This window comes from Brenneria sp. g21c3, assembly GCF_040240345.1.
In the GTDB taxonomy this organism is placed as follows: domain Bacteria; phylum Pseudomonadota; class Gammaproteobacteria; order Enterobacterales; family Enterobacteriaceae; genus Brenneria.
This window is the reverse complement of the sequence record NZ_JBEIAB010000009.1, coordinates 40603-60211: the sequence shown is the minus strand read 5'-3', so window position 1 is coordinate 60211 and position 19609 is coordinate 40603. Positions and strand designations below refer to the sequence as shown.

20 protein-coding genes are annotated in these 19609 nt (G+C 55.1%); 4 read left to right on the top strand and 16 right to left on the bottom strand.

Annotated elements, in window-relative coordinates; translation table 11 throughout:
• Window positions 1–33: 33 nt before the first annotated feature.
• The 3 genes from ABRZ28_RS14610 (at window position 34) to ABRZ28_RS14600 (ending at window position 2253) form a co-directional block, all read left to right on the top strand.
• On the top strand, window positions 34–1077 hold the full coding sequence (locus tag ABRZ28_RS14610) for a M4 family metallopeptidase (protein ID WP_330520651.1): 1044 nt from the start codon (window positions 34–36) through the stop codon (window positions 1075–1077).
• Entirely contained in the window at window positions 1078–1416 is a 339-nt protein-coding gene (locus ABRZ28_RS14605) for a protealysin inhibitor emfourin (protein ID WP_319605292.1), read from the top strand.
• 234 nt (window positions 1417–1650) lie between these two features.
• On the top strand, window positions 1651–2253 hold the full coding sequence (locus ABRZ28_RS14600; protein WP_330520650.1) for a hypothetical protein: 603 nt from the start codon (window positions 1651–1653) through the stop codon (window positions 2251–2253).
• A gap of 26 nt (window positions 2254–2279) precedes the next feature.
• Here ABRZ28_RS14600 and ABRZ28_RS14595 read toward each other — a convergent pair whose 3' ends face one another.
• The 11 genes from ABRZ28_RS14595 to ndk all read right to left on the bottom strand — a co-directional run bounded on the left by ABRZ28_RS14595 (window position 2280) and on the right by ndk (window position 13474).
• Window positions 2280–2516, bottom strand: coding sequence for a zinc ribbon domain-containing protein (locus tag ABRZ28_RS14595; protein ID WP_330520649.1), 237 nt, complete (start codon window positions 2514–2516; stop codon window positions 2280–2282).
• A gap of 18 nt (window positions 2517–2534) precedes the next feature.
• Window positions 2535–3494 carry an AEC family transporter gene (locus ABRZ28_RS14590; RefSeq protein ID WP_330520755.1) on the bottom strand — a complete coding sequence of 320 codons (960 nt, stop codon included), beginning with the start codon at window positions 3492–3494 and terminating at the stop codon, window positions 2535–2537.
• 60 nt (window positions 3495–3554) lie between these two features.
• Entirely contained in the window at window positions 3555–5048 is a 1494-nt protein-coding gene (gene der, locus ABRZ28_RS14585; RefSeq protein WP_330520648.1) for a ribosome biogenesis GTPase Der, read from the bottom strand.
• A gap of 143 nt (window positions 5049–5191) precedes the next feature.
• A complete protein-coding gene (gene bamB / locus ABRZ28_RS14580) occupies window positions 5192–6373 on the bottom strand; it encodes an outer membrane protein assembly factor BamB (protein WP_319605288.1) in 1182 nt (393 codons plus the stop codon).
• Between the two features lie 10 nt (window positions 6374–6383).
• Complete coding sequence (locus tag ABRZ28_RS14575; protein ID WP_319605287.1) at window positions 6384–7001, bottom strand: YfgM family protein; 618 nt, start codon at window positions 6999–7001, stop codon at window positions 6384–6386.
• A 13-nt stretch (window positions 7002–7014) separates the two neighbouring features.
• Window positions 7015–8289 (bottom strand): histidine--tRNA ligase, encoded by a 1275-nt coding sequence (gene hisS / locus ABRZ28_RS14570; RefSeq protein ID WP_330520647.1) that lies wholly within the window; start codon window positions 8287–8289, stop codon window positions 7015–7017.
• A gap of 128 nt (window positions 8290–8417) precedes the next feature.
• Window positions 8418–9539: a flavodoxin-dependent (E)-4-hydroxy-3-methylbut-2-enyl-diphosphate synthase gene (gene ispG / locus ABRZ28_RS14565; protein WP_319605285.1), complete on the bottom strand. Its 1122-nt coding sequence runs from the start codon at window positions 9537–9539 to the stop codon at window positions 8418–8420.
• A 42-nt stretch (window positions 9540–9581) separates the two neighbouring features.
• The gene (rodZ, locus tag ABRZ28_RS14560) at window positions 9582–10580 is read right to left on the bottom strand and encodes a cytoskeleton protein RodZ (RefSeq protein WP_330520646.1); all 999 of its coding nucleotides are present in this window, start codon (window positions 10578–10580) and stop codon (window positions 9582–9584) included.
• A complete protein-coding gene (pilW, locus tag ABRZ28_RS14555; protein WP_319605283.1) occupies window positions 10570–11328 on the bottom strand; it encodes a type IV pilus biogenesis/stability protein PilW in 759 nt (252 codons plus the stop codon). The genes rodZ and pilW overlap by 11 nt, the downstream gene beginning before the upstream one ends.
• A 151-nt stretch (window positions 11329–11479) precedes the next feature.
• Window positions 11480–12676: a dual-specificity RNA methyltransferase RlmN gene (gene rlmN, locus ABRZ28_RS14550; RefSeq protein WP_330520645.1), complete on the bottom strand. Its 1197-nt coding sequence runs from the start codon at window positions 12674–12676 to the stop codon at window positions 11480–11482.
• 366 nt (window positions 12677–13042) lie between these two features.
• Complete coding sequence (gene ndk / locus ABRZ28_RS14545) at window positions 13043–13474, bottom strand: nucleoside-diphosphate kinase (protein WP_319605281.1); 432 nt, start codon at window positions 13472–13474, stop codon at window positions 13043–13045.
• A 318-nt stretch (window positions 13475–13792) separates the two neighbouring features.
• On the opposite strand from ndk, the gene sseA reads away from it, so the two are divergent.
• A complete protein-coding gene (gene sseA / locus ABRZ28_RS14540) occupies window positions 13793–14650 on the top strand; it encodes a 3-mercaptopyruvate sulfurtransferase (RefSeq protein ID WP_319605280.1) in 858 nt (285 codons plus the stop codon).
• 71 nt (window positions 14651–14721) lie between these two features.
• Here the strand turns inward: sseA and sseB are convergent, their stop codons facing one another.
• The 5 genes from sseB to hscA form a co-directional block, all read right to left on the bottom strand.
• Window positions 14722–15519, bottom strand: a complete 798-nt coding sequence (sseB, locus tag ABRZ28_RS14535) for an enhanced serine sensitivity protein SseB (protein WP_330520644.1) — start codon at window positions 15517–15519, stop codon at window positions 14722–14724.
• 158 nt (window positions 15520–15677) lie between these two features.
• A complete protein-coding gene (gene pepB, locus ABRZ28_RS14530; RefSeq protein WP_319605278.1) occupies window positions 15678–16973 on the bottom strand; it encodes an aminopeptidase PepB in 1296 nt (431 codons plus the stop codon).
• 203 nt (window positions 16974–17176) lie between these two features.
• Window positions 17177–17377, bottom strand: a complete 201-nt coding sequence (iscX, locus tag ABRZ28_RS14525) for a Fe-S cluster assembly protein IscX (RefSeq protein WP_319605277.1) — start codon at window positions 17375–17377, stop codon at window positions 17177–17179.
• Between the two features lie 15 nt (window positions 17378–17392).
• A complete protein-coding gene (gene fdx / locus ABRZ28_RS14520) occupies window positions 17393–17728 on the bottom strand; it encodes an ISC system 2Fe-2S type ferredoxin (RefSeq protein ID WP_319605276.1) in 336 nt (111 codons plus the stop codon).
• Between the two features lie 2 nt (window positions 17729–17730).
• Entirely contained in the window at window positions 17731–19581 is a 1851-nt protein-coding gene (gene hscA / locus ABRZ28_RS14515; RefSeq protein WP_330520643.1) for a Fe-S protein assembly chaperone HscA, read from the bottom strand.
• Between the last annotated feature and the right edge of the window lie 28 nt (window positions 19582–19609).

Sequence of the window (19609 nt, the reverse complement as noted above, 5' to 3'; positions counted from 1 at the left end):
GCCATTCGCCACCTTTCTCAAGGAGACCGAGGTATGAAGTCCAGGCCGATTCACAGCGTGATCCCTCCTTATCTTTTACATCGCATTATTGCCAATGGGTCAGAGGAACAGCGTCGCTGCGCCCAACAAACCCTGATGCACGTTCAGTCGCTGATGGTAAGCACTCACCCCAAACCCGCGCCTCACGCCCTGGCTTCTGCGGGTCGGCCCTATCGCGAAATATACGATGCGGAAAATCAGCAGCAATTGCCCGGCAAGCTGGTGCGAAAGGAAGGTCAGGACAGCAATGGCGATATCGCCGTCGATGAAGCCCATGACTATCTTGGCGTTACCTATGATTTCTTCTGGCAGGCCTTTCAGCGCAATTCCCTTGATAATCAAGGCTTAACGCTAACAGGCACCGTACACTACGGCAAAGACTATCAGAACGCGTTCTGGAATGGACAGCAGATGGTTTTTGGCGACGGCGACGGTAAAATTTTCAACCGCTTCACCATCGCCATTGATATTGTGGCGCATGAACTGACGCACGGCGTGATTGAAAGTGAAGCCGAGCTCATCTATTTAAGGCAATCCGGCGCTTTGAACGAGTCGTTATCCGATGTTTTTGGTTCAATGGTAAAACAGTTCCACCGCGGACAAACGGTGGATCAGGCCGACTGGATGATTGGCGAAGAGCTGCTGGCGGAAGGGATCCACGGAACCGGCCTGCGCTCGATGTCGCAACCGGGAACCGCATATGACGATCTGCTGTTAGGCCGGGATCCGCAACCCTCGCATATGGACGGCTATATCAATACCCGTGAAGATAATGGCGGCGTACACCTCAACTCTGGGATACCGAACCGCGCATTTTATCTGGCGGCGACCGAACTGGGAGGCTATTCCTGGGAAAAAGCGGGCAAAATATGGTATGCCACCCTGTGTGATAAGTCGCTGCCGCAAAACGCCGATTTTGAAATATTCTCCCGCTTCACCATCCAGCATGCCGCACAGCTTTTCGACCAGTCCGTCGCGGATATCGTTAAGCAATCCTGGGAAAAAGTAGGGGTTGTATCCGCCCAGGGAAGCCTGTAGATGAAGACGTTGCCTGAACTCAATGATGATGCCGTTATCGAACTGGCGCGCGAAGGCGGCATCGCCTGGATCCCCAAGCTGGCCGGACTGCGGCGTTTTGCATTAGCCAACCTGCCGCCACCCGTTCGGGAACGCATTTGCCACGCTATCCGCTCCGCGCTGCCGCAGGCGCGCGAACCCGGCGGGCCGGACTCCCCCGGCCGCGGCGATCAATTTTATTACCGCATTCATATCTATTTTTCCTCCGCAAAGAAAACGCCCGATGCCGAAAAAGAGTTTTTGATCCCGGAAAACCTGGCGCCGCCGGAACTCACCACCCTATGGCGCGAAGGCAAATAGCGACTTTAAATCCGCATCCAGTCCGTCTCCGGGGACAGAAATTACGTCAACAGCATTTTCATGCGGAGCAATAATCATTAATGTGTTGCTTGCCGTATCAGGCGGTCTAGCAGCATCATTGCCTGGCAAGAGCGATAAACAATACATCGGCATTTGTCGGCATCAATCTGGCTCGTTATATGATATTCCGTGGGATATATTTGATTCACTCAACCACGACAATAGGGAAGAATGATGAATTTAGGTAAAAATTTCAATGAATTAATCAGCCATGGAAGGGAGGTTGAGAAAGAAATCAGAGATAAGAACCCTGCGCTATACCGACGTTCAGGAAAAAAACTGGAGAATTACTTCCTTAAGAAAGAAAACGCGATCCCTCCCGTAACGCCGTGGACAACCGTAATGGCTATATTTTTATTACTGCCCGTTGCCGTAATAAATACAATCGTGCTGGCAGATCTGTTTATCATTGATAAGAACAATCACGGACTTCACTTCGGGTTCACCGCAATCATAACAATCATTTATTATATAATACCGCTTATTATGTTTATCCATTATATTCCAAGGGGGCATAACAGAGGATTGGAAGTATTAAAAATCCTGTACATCACCTCTGTATTTCTGGCTGTGCCAAACTGCATCTACCATATTACCCTCTATACTCAGACCGGGTTGAATTCAAATCTTGTCATGCCAGTGATTATTATCCTTTTACTCTATTTTGTTTTCAAACTGATAAACTCGCCCTCATTTTACCTTTTCGTCTTTTTTTGCCGAAGCAAGCGGATTGCTAAAATAACCTATCAGTGGCGAAAAAGCAGAAAGAAGGCTTAAAAAGGTATAAGCGCATATTATATTTTTTATTTTTCCGCCTGTTGTTTGTGCAACGAAAAGACCACGCGCTTTTTCGAAACCAGACCATGCCCGTGCTGACAGAAATAATCCACCGCGCCGCAGGCTTTTAGCTCCTGAAGCGGCTGTCGGCATTCGGGGCAATGCGCTTCGCGCAGATAGTCCTCCCCACAGGCCGGACAATGAAACCGATTATCGTTTTTCCAGTTCATCGCGCTATGGCAGCGCGGACAAATGACTTCCACCCTATCCTCCCCTTATGACTAAATCACCCCGAGCGAACGCAGGAAATAGACGCCCAGGGCAATAACAAAGAACGAACCAGCGGTGGTCAAACCAATAATATTGGCCGCCAGCGTGGGATTGCCGCCCATTGCCCGGGTCATCGCGTAGCTGCCCGCCGACGTCGGCGTGGCGGAAAACAAAAAAATCACGCCGAGCGTCGCGCCGCGAAAACCGACCAGCCAGCCGCCGAACGTCAGGATCGCCGGCACAATCAGCAACTTGGACACGGAGGAGAGCGCCGCCACGTTGGACGATCGAAAAATCATCCGCAGATCAAGACTAACGCCGGCGCACAAAAGCGCCAACGGCAACGACAGCGAGGCAATAAAGCCGCCGGTCTGCCGAATCACAGATGGCATCGGCCAGCCGCTGTTCGAATAGCACAAGCCGCCCAGCAGGCTGATAATCAACGGATTGGTGACGATGCTCTTCAGCAGCGCAAAGATACGGATGCCCCGACCGTCATCCGTGCGCTTTAAGCTGCGCGTCAAGGTGATCACGGACAACACGTTAAACATAATCACCGTCACCATCAGGTACAAAGAACCGATGGCGACGCCTTCTTCGCCATAGGCGCTCATCGCGAACGCCAGCCCCATAATGCCGGTGTTTGAACGAAAGCCGCCCTGCACGAAGATACCGCGCTCGGTCGGTTCCTTGACGACATAGACCGCGGCGAACTCCAGCAACAGATAAGTCAGTAACGTGCCGACGACGCCATAAACCACCAGCGGCAACTGCGCCATCATCGGCTGGTGATTGCTGACCACGCTGAAGAACAGCAGACAAGGCAGAGAGACATTAAAGACCAGGCGCATGGCCGAGTCGCAAAAGGCGTCGTTCAGCATGTTCAGTTTGCGCAGCGCCATTCCCAGCAGCAGCATCAACAGATTCGGCATCGTGACGTTAAACGCAAAACTCCAGTTTTCCCAGGACATAAACTTACCCAGCCGTTCAGCAATGCGGGGCGAATACTCAGTATCCGCCCCGCTCATTCATTATTTACTTTTTTTCAGATGCTTCATCAAACGCTTACGCTTACGTAACTGATTGGGCGTCAAGGTATTACGCTTATCCGCAAAGGGGTTTTCCCCTTCTTTGAACTGGATGCGGATTGGCGTTCCCATCACCTGCAATGAACGACGATAGTAATTCATCAGATAGCGTTTATAGGAATCCGGTAAATCTTTTACCTGATTGCCGTGGATCACCACAATCGGCGGGTTATAGCCTCCCGCGTGCGCATATTTCAGCTTTACGCGACGACCGCGTACCAGCGGCGGCTGATGGTCATCGACGGCCATCTGCATAATGCGGGTCAGCATGGAGGTACCCACCCGGCGAGTGGCGCAGGAATAGGCTTCAGTCACCGATTCGAACAGATTACCCACGCCGCTGCCATGCAGCGCGGAGATAAAATGGATGCGGGCGAAATCAATAAAACCGAGGCGTAAATCCAGCGTTTCCTTGATTTGCTCCCGAGCCTCCTGCGACAGGCCGTCCCACTTGTTGACCACAATCACCAGTGAGCGCCCACTATTGAGGATAAAGCCCAACAGAGAGAGATCCTGATCGGCAATCCCTTCGCGCGCATCGATAACCAGCATCACCACGTTGGCGTCTTCAATCGCCTGTAGCGTTTTAATCACCGAGAACTTTTCAACCGTATCGGTCACCTTGCCGCGTTTACGCACCCCGGCGGTATCGATCAGCACGTACTCTCGCTCGTCACGCACCATCGGGATATAAATACTGTCGCGCGTAGTACCCGGCATATCGTAAACCACCACCCGTTCCTCGCCCAGAATACGGTTGGTGAGTGTGGACTTACCCACGTTGGGGCGGCCGACGATGGCCAGCTTAATCGGCAGGTCTTCAGGATTGAAATCATCCTCTTCCCCCTCGGCGTCGTCGGCAAGCTGACCCTCCGCAAGCTGCTCGGCCCAGTAGGCGGCGTTTTCTTCTTCTTCCGTCAGCTCAACGACTTCAGTCTCATCGTCCTGCACAAACGGCAACAGCGCTTTTTCAAGCAATGACGTTACGCCGCGGCCGTGAGAAGCGGCTATCGGATAGATATCCCCCATTCCCAGAGAGTAGAAATCGCCGATAACGGTGTCGGGATCGACGCCATCCGTTTTATTGGCGACCAGAAACGTCGCCTTCTGGCGGCTGCGCAGATGTTGCGCGATCCCCTGATCGGCAGGCATCAGCCCCGCGCGGGCATCCACCATAAACAACACGATATCGGCTTCTTCTATCGCCATCAGCGACTGACCGGCCATCCGCGTTTCGACGCCGTCTTCGGTGCCATCAATACCGCCGGTATCAATGATGATAAATTCATGACCTTCCACTTCAGCACGACCATACTTGCGGTCACGTGTCAGCCCAGGGAAATCCGCCACCAAAGCATCACGCGTGCGCGTCAGGCGGTTAAATAGAGTGGATTTCCCCACATTCGGACGTCCGACCAGCGCGACGACAGGTATCATTGTTACAACCTCATTACTTATGTTTCAATACGTTACAGCAAGAACACTCGCTGACGATAAAGACGAAACGGCTCCTGATACTGTCAGGAGCCGTTGGGGGATCGCCTCCGCAAGCGGGCGGGATCCAGGTATGTCGTGGTTAACTAGCGGGTGAATGCGTAAACTTCACCGTTTTTCGCCTGGATGAGCAGCTTATCGCTGGCAATGACCGGCTTGCTGAGGAAACCGGCGCTATCCACTTTCTGTTGCGCCACAAAACGGCCATCCGCCGTGTTCAGCCAGTGCAGGTATCCTTCGGCGTCACCCACCACCAGATAGCCGTTATACAGCACCGGCGCCGTCAAATTGCGGTGCAGCAGATCGCTCTGACGCCACAGATTCACGCCGCCATTGGTGTTCAGCGCCACAATGCGGTCATTCTGATCGACCAGATAAATACGGTCGCCATCGACGATGAAATCATGCACCGAGCCCAGTTCCCGTTTCCACAGGATCTGACCGGAACGTAAGTCCAGGGCGGTCATGTTGCCGTTATAGCCCAATGCGTACACCACTTCTCCGACAATAACCGGCGTGGTGTCGACATCGTTCAGACGATCGATTTCCGTTGCGCCGCTCGGCTGTGAAATACGCTGTTGCCAGATTAGCTGCCCCTGGTTAATCAGCACCGCATTCACACGTCCGTTATCACCGCCGACGATAGCCGCGCCAAAGGCAACGGTCGGTGCGGATTCGCCGCGCAAAGACAGGGTCGGCATATCCAGATTGACCGTCCATTTAATCGCGCCGTCGGCTTCATCCAGCGCCTGTAGCATTCCGTTGCTGGTGTGAACCAGCACCACGCCGTCGCTGATCACCGGCCGGGAAATCACTTCGCCGGCGACTTTGGTTTGCCATACCGATGCGCCATCCTCGGTATTCAGGGCATAGACCTGGGCTTTTTCACTACCGACGTAGACATGATTCCCCGATACTGCGACGCCGCCGGATAATAAGGCGGAAATATTCGAGGATAAAAATCCGGTTTTTTCAGACAGGTCAACCTTCCAGATTTCAGCGCCGCTATCGAGATCCAGCGCTTTTACCGTCCCTTTGCGATCGGCGGCAAATACGCGATCGCTCTGCCAGTCCGGGCGCAGATTGGAATAAAATTCGCCAATGCCGCTTCCCACCGAACGACTCCAAACCTTCGTCGGCGTAAACTGATTTTCCACCGTCGGCAGTGGAGACATAGTGACGACATCTTCCTCGCTGTTAAACAGCGAACATCCGCTCAGCAGGGCGGCGGAAACCAGTCCTACCAGAAGTGTTTTACGCAATTGCATGGAATTCCTCTTAGCTGGACAGGTTGTTCAGTTTCATGCGCAGGAACGCTTGTAATGCCTGCGGCGGATTGGCGTCCAGCCCCTTGTTATAGGCTTCACGCGCAGCCTGATTATCCCCTTTGCTGACCAGCGCATCGCCGCGGACTTCCGCGGCCAAAGCAACCCAGCCATCCAATTTGACGGCATCCAGCGTCTTCAGCGCTTCATCCGCTTTGTTCTCTTGCAGTTGAATGCGCGCCAAACGCAAATTCACCAGAGAGAGCAGATCGGCATCTTTGGTTTGGGATTGAGCCTGAATCAGCTGTTGTTCAGCTTTGGCAAAATCCTTCTGATCTACATAATGACGAGCCAGCGCCAGCGAGGCCAGCACGCCATAGCTATTTTTATTGGTGGAAAACTTCTCCGCCGAGGCGATGTCTTCAGCTTTACCTTCCGCCAGCCGATCGCTGATTTGCTGATATGACGCCGATGACGCCATCGCGCTGTTGTTCTGGTGATTCAGCCAGAAACGCCATCCCACCAGCGCGCCGACACCAAGCACAACACCAACAGCCAACGCCTTCCCATTTTCTGCGAAGAAACGACGTAACGCATCAACCTGCTCATTCTCTGTGCCATAGACTTCCACGGTGTCTCTCTCCTCAATCCAGCAACGTCGTCAATCTTGCGGCGACGTCCGCCTGTGCCAATGTATCCTGCTCGCCGTTGCTCAGGTTTTTGATTACCACCTGACCCGCCGCGACCTCGTTCTCACCGAGTACCAGCGCAATACGCGCGCCCCATTTATCAGCCCTGGCGAATTGCTTTTTAAAATTGCCGCCGCCGTAGTTGGTCATCAGTTTTAATTGCGGCAGCGCATCGCGTAACGTCTCCGCCAGTTTCATCGCGGCGATCTGAGTGCCTGCGCCTGAAGAGATCAGATAAACGTCAACGCCGGGAAGCGCTTTAAAGCCGGAGTTGACTGACTGCACCAGCAGAACCAAACGCTCCAGACCCATGGCAAACCCGACGGACGGCGTCGCATGTCCGCCCAGTTGTTCGACCATGCCGTCATAACGACCGCCGGCGCAGACCGTACCCTGAGCGCCCAGACTGGTCGTCACCCACTCAAAAACGGTGCGGTTGTAATAATCCAGACCGCGAACCAAACGCGGATTAACGGTATATGGGATACCGGCCTGCGTTAAAAGTTCACACAATGATTCAAAGTGAACGCGGGATTCGTCATCCAGATAGTCGGTCAGAACCGGCGCGTCATTCAATAGCGTCTGAACCTGGGAGTTTTTCGAATCCAGCACGCGCAGCGGATTGGTGTACATGCGGCGCAGGCAATCTTCATCAAGCCGATCTTTATGCTGTTCAAGAAAAGCGATCAGCGCTTCACGGTAAGTGGCGCGCGCTTCCAGAGAACCGATGGAATTCAGCTCAAGATTAACATGTTCAGAAATACCCAGTTCCCGCCACCAGCGCGCCGTCAGCAAAATCAGTTCGGCATCGATATCCGGCCCGGCCAGACCAAAGACTTCGCAACCAATCTGATGAAATTGACGATAACGCCCCTTCTGCGGACGCTCATGGCGAAACATCGGCCCGATATACCACAGGCGCTGCTCCTGATTGTAGAGGATGCCGTGCTCGATACCGGCACGGACGCAGGACGCGGTGTTTTCAGGACGCAGCGTCAGACTGTCGCCGTTCCGATCCTCAAAGGTATACATCTCTTTTTCGACCACATCGGTGACTTCCCCGATGGCGCGTTTAAACAACCCGGTCTGCTCGACAATCGGCGTACGGATTTCACTGTAGCCGTAGCTGCCGAGCACCTGCTTCAGGCTGTTTTCAATCCGCTGCCACAGCGCCGTATCGGCCGGCAGGTAATCGTTCATACCGCGGATGGCTTGAATATTTTTTGCCACGTCTGTTCTCTATCTATTATTCAAAAAATAAACCCGATTATAGGGGGATTGGCACGCTATCTTCAATCGGAAGGCCTTCCCATCGGGCTCAAGAATCGTCTTGCCGGGCGTCACAGCATCAGACCCGGTTACTTATCAACCAGATTTACCGTAATGCGTCGGCTCTCATCCATCATGGACGCTTTAGCCCGAATTTTGGCTTCCAACTGGTCAATCATCTGCTCGTTATCGAACCGCTCACGCTGACGAACGCCGTCTTCATAGAAGCCGCTCTTATTATGTCCGCCCGTCACGCCGATAGTGGAAACCAGCGCCTCGCCCGGCCCGTTAACCACGCAACCGATAATCGAGACGTCCATCGGCGTGATAATGTCTTCCAGACGCTGTTCCAGCGCGTTCACGGTGCCAATGACATCAAACTCCTGCCGCGAGCAGGTGGGACAAGCGATAAAATTGATGCCGCGCGAGCGAATACGCAACGACTTCAGAATATCGAAGCCGACTTTCACTTCCTCTATCGGATTGGCGGCCAGAGAAATACGCAGGGTATCGCCGATACCTTCCGACAGCAGCAGGCCCAATCCAATCGCTGATTTGACCGCGCCGCTGCGCGCGCCGCCGGCTTCAGTAATGCCCAGATGCAACGGCTGGTCGATTTGCGCGGCCAGCAACCGATAGGACTGCACGGCCAGGAAAACGTCGGACGCTTTTACGCTGACTTTAAACTGATCGAAATTGAGACGGTCAAGAATATCAACGTGGCGCATGGCGGATTCCAGCAGCGCTTCCGGCGTAGGCTCGCCATATTTTTCCTGCAAATCCTTTTCCAGCGACCCGCCGTTAACGCCGATACGTATCGGAATATTGTTATCCCGCGCGCAATCGACCACGGCGCGGATTCGCTCTTCGTTGCCGATGTTGCCCGGATTGATGCGCAGACAGTCAACGCCGTACTCCGCGACTTTCAACGCAATGCGGTAGTCGAAATGGATGTCGGCCACCAGTGGGACATTCACCTGCTGTTTAATGAGTTTGAACGCTTCGGCCGCATCCATGGTGGGAACGGAAACACGTACAATATCAACACCGACGCGTTCCAGTGATTTGATTTGATTAACCGTCGCTTCAACATCAGTGGTCCGGGTATTGGTCATGGACTGCACCGCAATCGGCGCGCCATCCCCAATAGGCACCTTGCCGACGTAAATCCGCTTTGATTTCCGACGGGTGATGGGTGCAGCGTTATGCATTACTTCTTCTCCAAAATTGCGGCATCACGGGCAGCGATTCGGTTATTCCGCCGCCAACGTCAGACGCGCAACCTGATTGCTTCTTACAAACCGGCTTAAATCGACCGGCTTACCCTGATATTGAATCTGTACCGCGGCAGGCGCGCCGATCTTCAGGCTGTAAGGCGCCTGACCGCTCAGATTCAGGGAACCGCCGTTACGCTGCATTCCGCTGAACAATTTTTTTCCGCTGGCATCCGTCACTTCCAGCCAGCAGTCGGCGCTAAAATTCATCACCAGCGCTTGCGAGGCGGTAGCCGGAGATTGTTCCGACGCCGCATCGCCGGCGGCCGGCGCTACCGCGCTCTGACTGGCGTTATCCGTCGATGGCGGTTGCGCGGAAGCCGTTGGCGCCGGCTCTACCGGCGCGGCAGTTGAAGGCGCCGGCTGAGACTGAGCTTGCGCCTGAGGCTGGGCCGACGCCGCATTTTCCGTGCTCGCCGGTATATCCAACGGGGTGGAAGGCGCGCTATCGGACGCCGAGAGATCCGGCGATTCGCTATTATCCATCAACGGCACTTCCTGCCCTTCGCTCGATGCCTGCAACGAAGTGGCGTGATCGACCATGCTGTTGATTTCCCGCTGCTGCGCCTGATGATTCTGCCACCACCACGCGCCGGTCAATCCCAGAACAATGATGACCACCAGCCAGGTGAAGGTCATTAACCAGCCATCGCGTTTCTTGCGGCTTTTTCCCAGGGAAAAGCTCTGCATCGGCGCAACGTTGGAGGCTTTGGGCACCACATGCTTATCCAGCATGGGTAACAATTCGCCTTCCGACACATGAACCAACTTCGCATAAGAACGGATATATCCGCGTAAAAACGTCGGCGCCAGATTAGCAGGCACATTGCCCTCTTCAATCTCACGCACAATCGAAAGCTTAAGACACAAACGTTCAGCAACGCTCTGCTGAGTCATTCCCAGACGCTCACGCGCCTGACGAAGACGTTCGCCGGGAATGGTTGATGCTGTATTATCTTGAGTGGCTTCAGTATTCATTAGCTAAGAACTGCTGGTACTGTTTAGATTGTGGAAAACTTCGCGCCAGCGATTTGCCATAGCGTTCAATGTCGCCGTCATGGCCCGCCAGCGCGGCGAAACGAATCTGCAACCATAAACTCTCGGCGCTGACCGGGAGAATATGCTGATAAACATCCAGAAGCAATTGAGCCTGCTCGTATTTTCCGGCAGAGAACTGTTTATCCGCCTCTGTTAACAGCACGAGGCCCTTTGCAGGATCATACCTCAGCGCCCGGCTTAATACGCTACGCGCATTATCATTTTGCCCTGCTTTGAAAAAACAATAACCTGCATTCTCCAACGCATCGGCAACCTGATGGTGATCGGGGAGTTGGGCAGCGGCGCTAAACTGTTGCTGCGCCGCTACATACTGCCCTAAACCACACAGAAACGCACCGTAATTATTCATTACGCCGCCGCTTTCCGGCGCCAGGCGCAACGCGAATTGATAACGCTTTTCCGCCGCCTGATTTTCGCCCACCCGTTGCTCATAAAGCGCCATGCCTAAGTGAGCGCGGTAGTCTTGCGGCGCTGCTTCCAGCGCTTTTTCAAAGTTTTGGCGAGCGGCATCAAGGTTATTGCGCGCCAGATACTCCGCCCCCAACTGCAAACGGGTTTGCGCCGCCGCCGGATTGACCTTTTCCGGGGACGACTGAGCGCACCCCGCCGACAACACGGCGGCGAAAACCAGCAGCCGTCCCCTTCCCTGTCTTAACTGTAGCGTCACGCCTGACTTCCTTCCATTGTCGTCCCGGCCGAACATATCAGCGGTTATGTTACCTTAATCCGCATCCGGTCGCAGCCATCCCGGAAATGGGATAAATGATTAGCGCCCTGAAAGTATTACCGCATTCGCTTGCGGCGCAGACTATCAGGTATCAGACCGTTTTAACCGAGATAGGTTCACCCGCCATTTTTTTCTTCAGCGTACGTTTGGTTCTGTCCACCACTTCACCGGCGAGCTGACCGCAGGCGGCATCGATATCGTCGCCGCGCGTTTTACGCACAATCGTGGTAAAGCCATACTCCATCAGTACCTTGGAAAAGCGATCGACGCGGCTGTTCGAACTGCGGCCATAAGGCGCGCCGGGGAACGGGTTCCAGGGAATCAGGTTAATTTTGCACGGCGTGTTTTTCAGACATTCCGCCAATTGGTGCGCATGTTCGGTGCCATCGTTGATATGGTCCAGCATCACGTATTCCACCGTGACGCGCCCCTGGTTGGCATTCGATTTTTCCAGATAACGCCGCACCGCGCCCAGAAAGGCTTCAATGTTATATTTTTTATTCAGCGGCATGATTTCGTTACGAATTTCATCGTTCGGCGCATGCAGCGAGATCGCCAGGGCCACGTCGATCATATCGCCCAGTTTATCCAGCGCCGGCACCACGCCGGACGTCGACAAGGTGACGCGACGTTTCGACAGGCCGAAGCCGAAGTCATCCAGCATGATTTCCATCGCCGGCACCACGTTGGTCAGGTTAAGCAGGGGTTCGCCCATTCCCATCATCACCACGTTGGTGATCGGGCGCTGGCCGGTAACCTTAAACGCGCCGATAATTTTCGCCGCTCGCCACACCTGGCCGATAATTTCGGAAACCCGCAGGTTGCGGTTAAAGCCCTGCTGCGCGGTTGAACAGAATTTGCACTCCAGCGCACAGCCGACCTGAGAAGAGACGCACAGCGTCGCTCTGTCGTCTTCAGGAATATAGACGGTTTCCACTCGCTGACCGCCGACCAGAATCGCCCACTTGATGGTGCCGTCGGAAGAGCGTTGCTCAGCCACCACTTCCGGCGCGCGAATCTCGGCGACCTCTTGTAATTTGGCGCGAAACGCTTTGTTGATATCCGTCATCTGAGAGAAATCATCACAGCAATAGTGATAGATCCACTTCATCACCTGATCGGCGCGGAAAGGTTTTTCCCCCAGCGAGGCGAAAAATTCGCGCATTTGCGAACGGTTAAGATCCAGCAGATTGATTTTTTCCGCCCCGGATTTGGCGGGTTCGAGAGCGACGGCGGACGCCGGTGAAATTTCGGACACGGTTTTTTCAGACACGATTTGTTCGGACATAAGCGCTCTTGGCCTCGTTATTACACGTTATGGCTCGTAAGAAGGATAATAAAAGAAACGCCCCGGACAAGCGCATACTTATCGGGGCGCCGCATTGTACAAAGTTTAAAACAGCTAAGCTACCATCGCCGCAATTTTTATGGCGCGCTATCCCTGCGCGCCACCCTCAAGGGCCGTTGCAGGCAACGTTAAAAAACGCTCCCGGCGTTTTTTTATGGCGCGCTATCCCTGCGCGCCACCCTCAAGGGCCGTTGCAGGCAACGTTAAAAAACGCTCCCGGCGTTTTTTTATGGCGCGCTATCCCTGCGCGCCACCCTCAGGGCCGTTGCAGGCAACGTTAAAAAACGCTCCCGGCGTTTTTTTATGTCAGCGGGTGCGGGGGCAAATCTCATCCGCGCTGAAGAAATAGGCGATTTCGCGCTGCGCGGATTCGATGGAATCCGAGCCGTGTACCGCATTCTCCGTCAGGCTGTCGGCGTAATCGGCCCGCAACGTTCCCGCCAGCGCGTTAGCCGGGTTAGTCGCGCCCATGATGTCACGGTTACGCTGTACCGCATTTTCGCCTTCCAGCACCTGCACCATGATCGGCCCCGAAACCATGAACGAAACCAGTCCGTCAAAAAACGGTTTGCCCTGATGTTCGGCATAAAAGCCTTCGGCCTGTTCACGCGTCAAATGCAGCATTTTGGCCGCAACGATGTTAAAACCCGCTTGCTCAAAACGCGCATAAATCGCGCCAATCGCGTTCTTCGCCACAGCATTCGGTTTTACGATGGAAAAGGTACGTTCTATCGTCATATTGACCTCATTCAATAACTGTCAGATAACGGCCGGATTGAAAGGAGAATAATTCAGGCCGACAAAAGTGGCGCAGATTATAGGGTGGCTGTAACCGCTTGCCTACCAGATAAATAACATTTTATTAAAAAAACATTATCTTCTTCCCTACCTTATTTTCCGTCGCCTGCCGCTGTTTCTCTTTATCCCGCTGGGATGGAAAATAGATAACACCGCCGCCGGCAATGGTCCCCGTTAAGCCGACACTTGTCGGGACAGGTAAAATCGCTGACAATAATCGCCATCATTGCACATCGTCAGTCCCTGCGTGGGGGTTCTATGTCAGCATCTTCATCCGAACTGTTTGTTTCCGCCGCCTGGCTTGCCGGACATCTTAACGATAGCGATATCACGCTCATTGATGCCCGGATGTTGCCGCCGGGCGAAACCACCCGTGATATTCATGCCGAATACCGAGCCGGACATTTACCCGGCGCGGTCTTTTTTGATATTGAAACCTTATCCGATCATCATACCGACCTGCCGCATATGATGCCCGACAGCGATGACTTTGCCGTCGCGATGGGCAAACTCGGCGTCAGCGATCGGCGACATATTGTCATTTATGACGAAGGCAACCTGTTCTCCGCGCCTCGCGCCTGGTGGATGCTGCGTACCTTCGGCGTGGAAAAAATATCGATTCTGAGTGGCGGACTGGCCGGCTGGGAAAGTCAAAATCTGCCGCTGGAACAGGGCGATGTTGAACGCCCGGCGCAATCTTTCACCGCGCGGCGGGACACATCCGCCATCCGCCGATGTAATGACGTATTGGCTATCATCAAGAGCGGCTCGGCGCAAATTATCGACGCCCGTCCGGCCCCCCGTTTTAAAGGGGAAGTCGACGAACCGCGCCCCGGCCTGCGCCGCGGCCATATCCCCGGCAGCCTTAACGTTCCCTGGAACGCGCTGGTCGCCGACGGCGCGCTGAAATCCAACGACGAGCTGGCAGCACTCCTGCGCCGGCAAGGCGTGGACTTAAACCGACCGATCGTTGCCAGCTGTGGTTCCGGCGTCACCGCCGCAGTCGTTGTACTGGCATTAACGCTGCTGAACGTCAGGGACGTCACTTTGTATGATGGCTCATGGAGCGAATGGGGCGGCCGGGACGATCTTCCCATCGAGACGGATCAAGCCTGATAGACAAAACGCGCTAACTTGACGAAATGGGGACGAGAGCAGCGCTCGCCGGCTCTCATCCTGACGATGTCTCAAGCGGTTCCCGATCCTTTAAAATCGCGCAGAAAGCTGCCCCATTTGCGCTCATAGAACGGGGTGGTGTGTTTGGTCAGATAATGGCTGATGCCCGGATCGCCCTCCTTCACCAGACAGAGATCGACGGGGCGATCGTCGGGCAAGGTATCGCTGGCTACGCTGCCGGCGGCGCGGATCACCTCCTCCACATCGCCGCCATCGACATCCAGGCCGATTAGCAGATGCGGATCTTGCTCGCCGCCTTCATGGATCTGGGCCAGAAACGCACGACGAACGTGCCGGTATTGGGTAAACAACTGAGTTAATGAATCTATCATCTGCACCGGCATGTCGGCCGGCTGACCGAGCAAAACTTCAGTATCTTCTTCAACCACACGCTGCTGCACAAACCCATGCCCCTGGTCAGAAAGCATATGCTCCACTTCCTGCGGCAGAAATTCTTTGCCATAGGGAAGATTCGGATTGAGAAACAACGTCGCGCCCAGCGTCAATTCGAACAGTGAACGCGCCGGCAAGGCTAAAAACGGCGATTCTTTCGTCACCGCCAGCTGTAGCGCTTCCAGCGAAGAGAAAAAAGGAATGGCTGAAGAGCCGTCGGCCTTTTCCCAATGCTGAATCTGAACATTGCTGCCGGCATGCAGGGTTTTCTCCCCGCTTTCATCGGGATCGTCGCTCTGCCCCAGTATAAATACCGTGGCATCCATCAGTTCCCTGAAAAAAGCCGGTCGGTGCGCCGGTTCGCCGGCCGCCAGCGCCAGAAGTTCTTCCAGTTTGTTTTGCGGTGAAAAATCCATCTCTATCCTCAACCCATCGTTGACATTAAAACCAGGCGCTAACCCGATTCAGATATCGCCGCTCACCAGACTTTGTCGGCAAATGCGACCGGGAGCTAACCCGGTTGCGATTATCCGCACTGACTGTCAACGGCGATATCGGCGCGCAGAAGTCTGAACTATTCCGCTTTACTCAGCAGCAAGTTCGCCAGCGTCCGCACGCCCAGTCCGGTCGCGCCGGTCGCCCACTGCTCGACCGCCCCTTTGCGATAGGTGGCGGAACAGTCGATGTGCAACCAGCCTTGCTGATAATTTTTCACAAAGTGGGACAGAAACGCGGCGGCCGTACTGGCGCCGGCGGAGTGGGCCGCGCCGGCGATGTTGTTTAAATCCGCAAAGTTTGAGGGTAAATGGCTGCGGTGAAACTCTTCCAGCGGCAGACGCCAGAACGGTTCGCTTTCCTGTTTGGCGCTTTGCTGCAAAGCCGCGACCAGTTCATCGTCGAAGCTGAACAAGGCGTGATAATCGTTACCCAGCGCCGTCTTGGCCGCGCCGGTCAGCGTGGCGCAGTCAACGATCAGTTGCGGGTTCTGTTCGGAGGCGTCAATCAGGCCATCGGCCAGCACCAGGCGCCCTTCCGCATCGGTATTCATCACTTCAACGCTCTTGCCGTTGCGGTAACGGATAATATCGCCCAGCTTGAAGGCGTTACCGCTGACCATATTGTCGGCGCAACACAGATACAGCTTGACCCGCTGGTTGAGACCGCGGGCAATCGCCAGCGCCAGCGCGCCGGTCACCGTCGCCGCGCCGCCCATATCCGATTTCATTGAATCCATAAAGCTGCTGGGCTTCAGGCTGTAACCGCCGGAATCAAAGGTGATGCCTTTACCGACCAGACAGGCGAACACCGGCGCATCCGGGTTGCCCGTCGGGTTGTAATCCAGCGCCAGCAGCACCGGAGAACGATCGGATCCCCGACCGACGGTATGAATGCCGGCGTAGTTCTGCTCACGCAGATCGTCGCCTTTGGTGATCCGATAGCTGATGGCATCGCCGGCGACATCGCACAGCAGATCGATCGCCCGGGTCGCCAACTGTTCCGGCCCCAGATCCTCCGCCGGCAGGTTGATCGTGTCACGCACCCAGTCGACGATCTTGAGACGATCGCCCAGCTCTTTTTTATCGGCGTCGTTCAATTCCGGCCATTCAACCGTCCGTTTTCCTTTCGGCCCGCGGAACCCGGCCCAAAATGCCCAACTGCTTTCCAGATCCCAGCCGTCGCCGGCCAGCCTGACATGTTTAATCCCTTGCCCGTCGATTTTGCGGGCCGCACGTTGGATGGCCGCTAACGGCGACGTGCCGTTCAAATGGATAGTCAACCCCTGATCGTTCACACTTAACGGCGCTTTTTCACCCCAGCGCGCATCAGCAGGTTGATTGGAGAGTGATACCAACATAGCTTCGCTTGTCATAGTTCTGCTCCAGATTGTTCTATATACCCTTCATCTTTCAAGTCGCAGGTGCGTTGGCTGTATTACTCGGCCCTTCGGGGCCAGCGCAAGCGCTGTTCAAAACGCCATGCGTGTTGTCCTGCAACTCGAAATCTATTGGGTAAGACTACCTTTGCGTTATCGCAAAATAAACGGGCCGCCGTCAGGGCAGCCCGTATTGTCAATTAATCCGCTTCATCTAACCAAACCAACAGGATCGCTTCCAGAATTTTTTCATTGGAGGCATCGGGAAGATCGTCAAACTCTTCCAGATCGCAGATCCATTGGTGCAAATCTGTAAAACGCACGGTTTTCGGATCGACATCAGGATAGTGATCATAAAGCGCTTCGCCGATTGCACGGCTGTCCGTCCATTTCAATCCCATAACGACTCCTGTCTGTCAGTGTTCACGGGCATGATTAATCGTGTAGCGCGGGATTTCAACGACCAAATCCTCACCCGCAATACGCGCCTGACAGCCTAACCGGCTCTCAGGCTCCAGTCCCCAGGCTTTATCCAGCATGTCATCTTCGTCTTCGGTGCTTTCCGCCAAAGAATCAAAGCCTTCGCGAACGATACAATGACAGGTGGTGCAAGCGCAGGATTTCTCGCAGGCATGCTCAATTTCAATTCCATTACGCAGGGCTACATCCAGAATCGTTTCCCCGCGTTCCGCTTCCAAAACCACCCCTTCAGGACAGAGATCCTGATGAGGTAGAAAGACAATCTTAGGCATGTTTAAACCTCGTCCACAGAGTGGCCCGCCAACGCGCGGCGAATAGAAGAATCCATCCGACGGGCGGCAAAACCCTGGGTTTGTTGATCTAATATTTTTATTGCGGCTTCCATCGCCGCCACATCCGTTCCCGCCATGACCCGTTGTAAATGTTCAGACGCCGCAGCGATTGCCGCTTGCTCATCAGCGGTCAGCAAATCGGCATCGGCCGCCAGCGCATTCTGAAGGCTCTCCAGCACCCGGGCCGCCTCGACTTTCTGCTCGGCCAACATGCGGGCGCCCACGTCCTGCTGCGCATTCAGCATGGAGTCCTGAATCATGGCGGCGATTTCCGTATCATTCAGCCCGTAAGAAGGCTTGACCTGAATAGAGGCTTCCACGCCGGTAGATTTCTCCATCGCCGTCACGCTCAACAGGCCATCAGCATCTACCTGAAATGTTACACGAATATGCGCGCCGCCCGCAGGTAACGGCGGTAAACCGCGCAAAGTGAAGCGTCCAAGCGAACGACAGTCCTGAACCAGCTCGCGCTCGCCCTGGAGAACGTGGATCATCATCCCGCTCTGACCGTCTTTGAAGGTAGTGAATTCCTGCGCTCTGGCAACCGGGATAGTCGTATTGCGCGGAATGATTTTCTCCACCAGACCGCCCATCGTTTCCAGTCCCAGCGACAGCGGGATCACATCCAGCAGCAGCATTTCGCTGTCCGGCTTGTTGCCCACCAGAATATCGGCCTGAATGGCGGCGCCGATCGCCACCACTTTATCGGGGTCGATAGAAGTCAGCGGCGTGCGGCCGAAGAACGCGTCAACCTGCTCACGCACCAGAGGCACGCGGGTCGATCCGCCCACCATCACCACTTCCTGCACTTCATCCGGCATCACGCCCGCATCTTTCAGGGTGCGACGACAGGACAGCAGCGTACGCTTGACCAACGGCGTAATCAGCGCGTTAAACTGCGCGCGCGTGATTTCGCCCTGCCAGCCGGCGACGGCAACAGGCGTCGATTCCGCCGAGCTTAACGCAATCTTGGCCTGAATCGCGGCTTCGCGCAGCCTATGCTGCAAATGATGATCGTCGCGGGCGGTAATACCGGCCTGCTCGCGCAGCCACTCCACCAGCAGATTGTCGAAATCATCGCCGCCCAGCGCGGAATCGCCGCCGGTCGCCAGAACTTCGAATACGCCGCGACTCAAGCGCAGCACGGAAATATCAAAAGTGCCGCCGCCCAGATCGTAAACGGCGATCACGCCTTCCTTGCCGGAATCCAGTCCGTAGGCGATAGCCGCCGCCGTCGGCTCATTGAGCAAGCGCAAGACATGCAGCCCCGCCAGACGGGCGGCATCTTTCGTTCCCTGACGCTGCGCGTCGTCAAAATAGGCGGGGACGGTGATCACCACGCCGTCCGGCGCGCCGCCCAACGCGGCCTGCGCCCGCTGCGCCAGCGCCGAAAGGATATCCGCCGACACCTGAACCGGATTGATATTCCCGGCCGGCGTTTGTATCAACGGCAGACCGTTTTCGCTGGCCTGGTATTGATAGGGCAAATGCGGATAACGCTGCTGGATATCCGCCAGCGAGCGTCCCATCATGCGTTTTACCGAGCTGACGGTATTGGCGGGATCGCCCGCCGCCTTTTCGCCGGCCGCCCATCCTACCTCATGCCCTTCGGCATGGTAGTGAACAACCGACGGCAGCAGCTCGCGCCCTTCGTCGTCCGCCAGGGTTTGCGCCTCGCCGCTGCGCACCGTGGCGACCAGAGAATTGGTCGTGCCTAAATCAATGCCGACAGCCAAACGTCGCTGATGCGGCGCCGCGCTGAGTCCCGGCTCACTAATTTGCAATAAGGCCATATTGAGCTTCCATCAATTGGCTGGCGGG

Excerpts from the sequence above, each read along its gene's own strand:
- ABRZ28_RS14610 (WP_330520651.1), top strand. The coding sequence starts at position 34 with ATGAAGTCCAGGCCGATTCACAGCGTGATCCCTCCTTATCTTTTACAT.
- ABRZ28_RS14605 (WP_319605292.1), top strand. The coding sequence starts at position 1,078 with ATGAAGACGTTGCCTGAACTCAATGATGATGCCGTTATCGAACTGGCG.
- ABRZ28_RS14600 (WP_330520650.1), top strand. The coding sequence starts at position 1,651 with ATGAATTTAGGTAAAAATTTCAATGAATTAATCAGCCATGGAAGGGAG.
- ABRZ28_RS14590 (WP_330520755.1), bottom strand. The coding sequence starts at position 3,494 with ATGTCCTGGGAAAACTGGAGTTTTGCGTTTAACGTCACGATGCCGAAT.
- der (WP_330520648.1), bottom strand. The coding sequence starts at position 5,048 with ATGATACCTGTCGTCGCGCTGGTCGGACGTCCGAATGTGGGGAAATCC.
- bamB (WP_319605288.1), bottom strand. The coding sequence starts at position 6,373 with ATGCAATTGCGTAAAACACTTCTGGTAGGACTGGTTTCCGCCGCCCTG.
- ispG (WP_319605285.1), bottom strand. The coding sequence starts at position 9,539 with ATGCATAACGCTGCACCCATCACCCGTCGGAAATCAAAGCGGATTTAC.
- rodZ (WP_330520646.1), bottom strand. The coding sequence starts at position 10,580 with ATGAATACTGAAGCCACTCAAGATAATACAGCATCAACCATTCCCGGC.
- rlmN (WP_330520645.1), bottom strand. The coding sequence starts at position 12,676 with ATGTCCGAACAAATCGTGTCTGAAAAAACCGTGTCCGAAATTTCACCG.
- ndk (WP_319605281.1), bottom strand. The coding sequence starts at position 13,474 with ATGACGATAGAACGTACCTTTTCCATCGTAAAACCGAATGCTGTGGCG.
- sseA (WP_319605280.1), top strand. The coding sequence starts at position 13,793 with ATGTCAGCATCTTCATCCGAACTGTTTGTTTCCGCCGCCTGGCTTGCC.
- sseB (WP_330520644.1), bottom strand. The coding sequence starts at position 15,519 with ATGGATTTTTCACCGCAAAACAAACTGGAAGAACTTCTGGCGCTGGCG.
- pepB (WP_319605278.1), bottom strand. The coding sequence starts at position 16,973 with ATGACAAGCGAAGCTATGTTGGTATCACTCTCCAATCAACCTGCTGAT.
- iscX (WP_319605277.1), bottom strand. The coding sequence starts at position 17,377 with ATGGGATTGAAATGGACGGACAGCCGTGCAATCGGCGAAGCGCTTTAT.
- fdx (WP_319605276.1), bottom strand. The coding sequence starts at position 17,728 with ATGCCTAAGATTGTCTTTCTACCTCATCAGGATCTCTGTCCTGAAGGG.
- hscA (WP_330520643.1), bottom strand. The coding sequence starts at position 19,581 with ATGGCCTTATTGCAAATTAGTGAGCCGGGACTCAGCGCGGCGCCGCAT.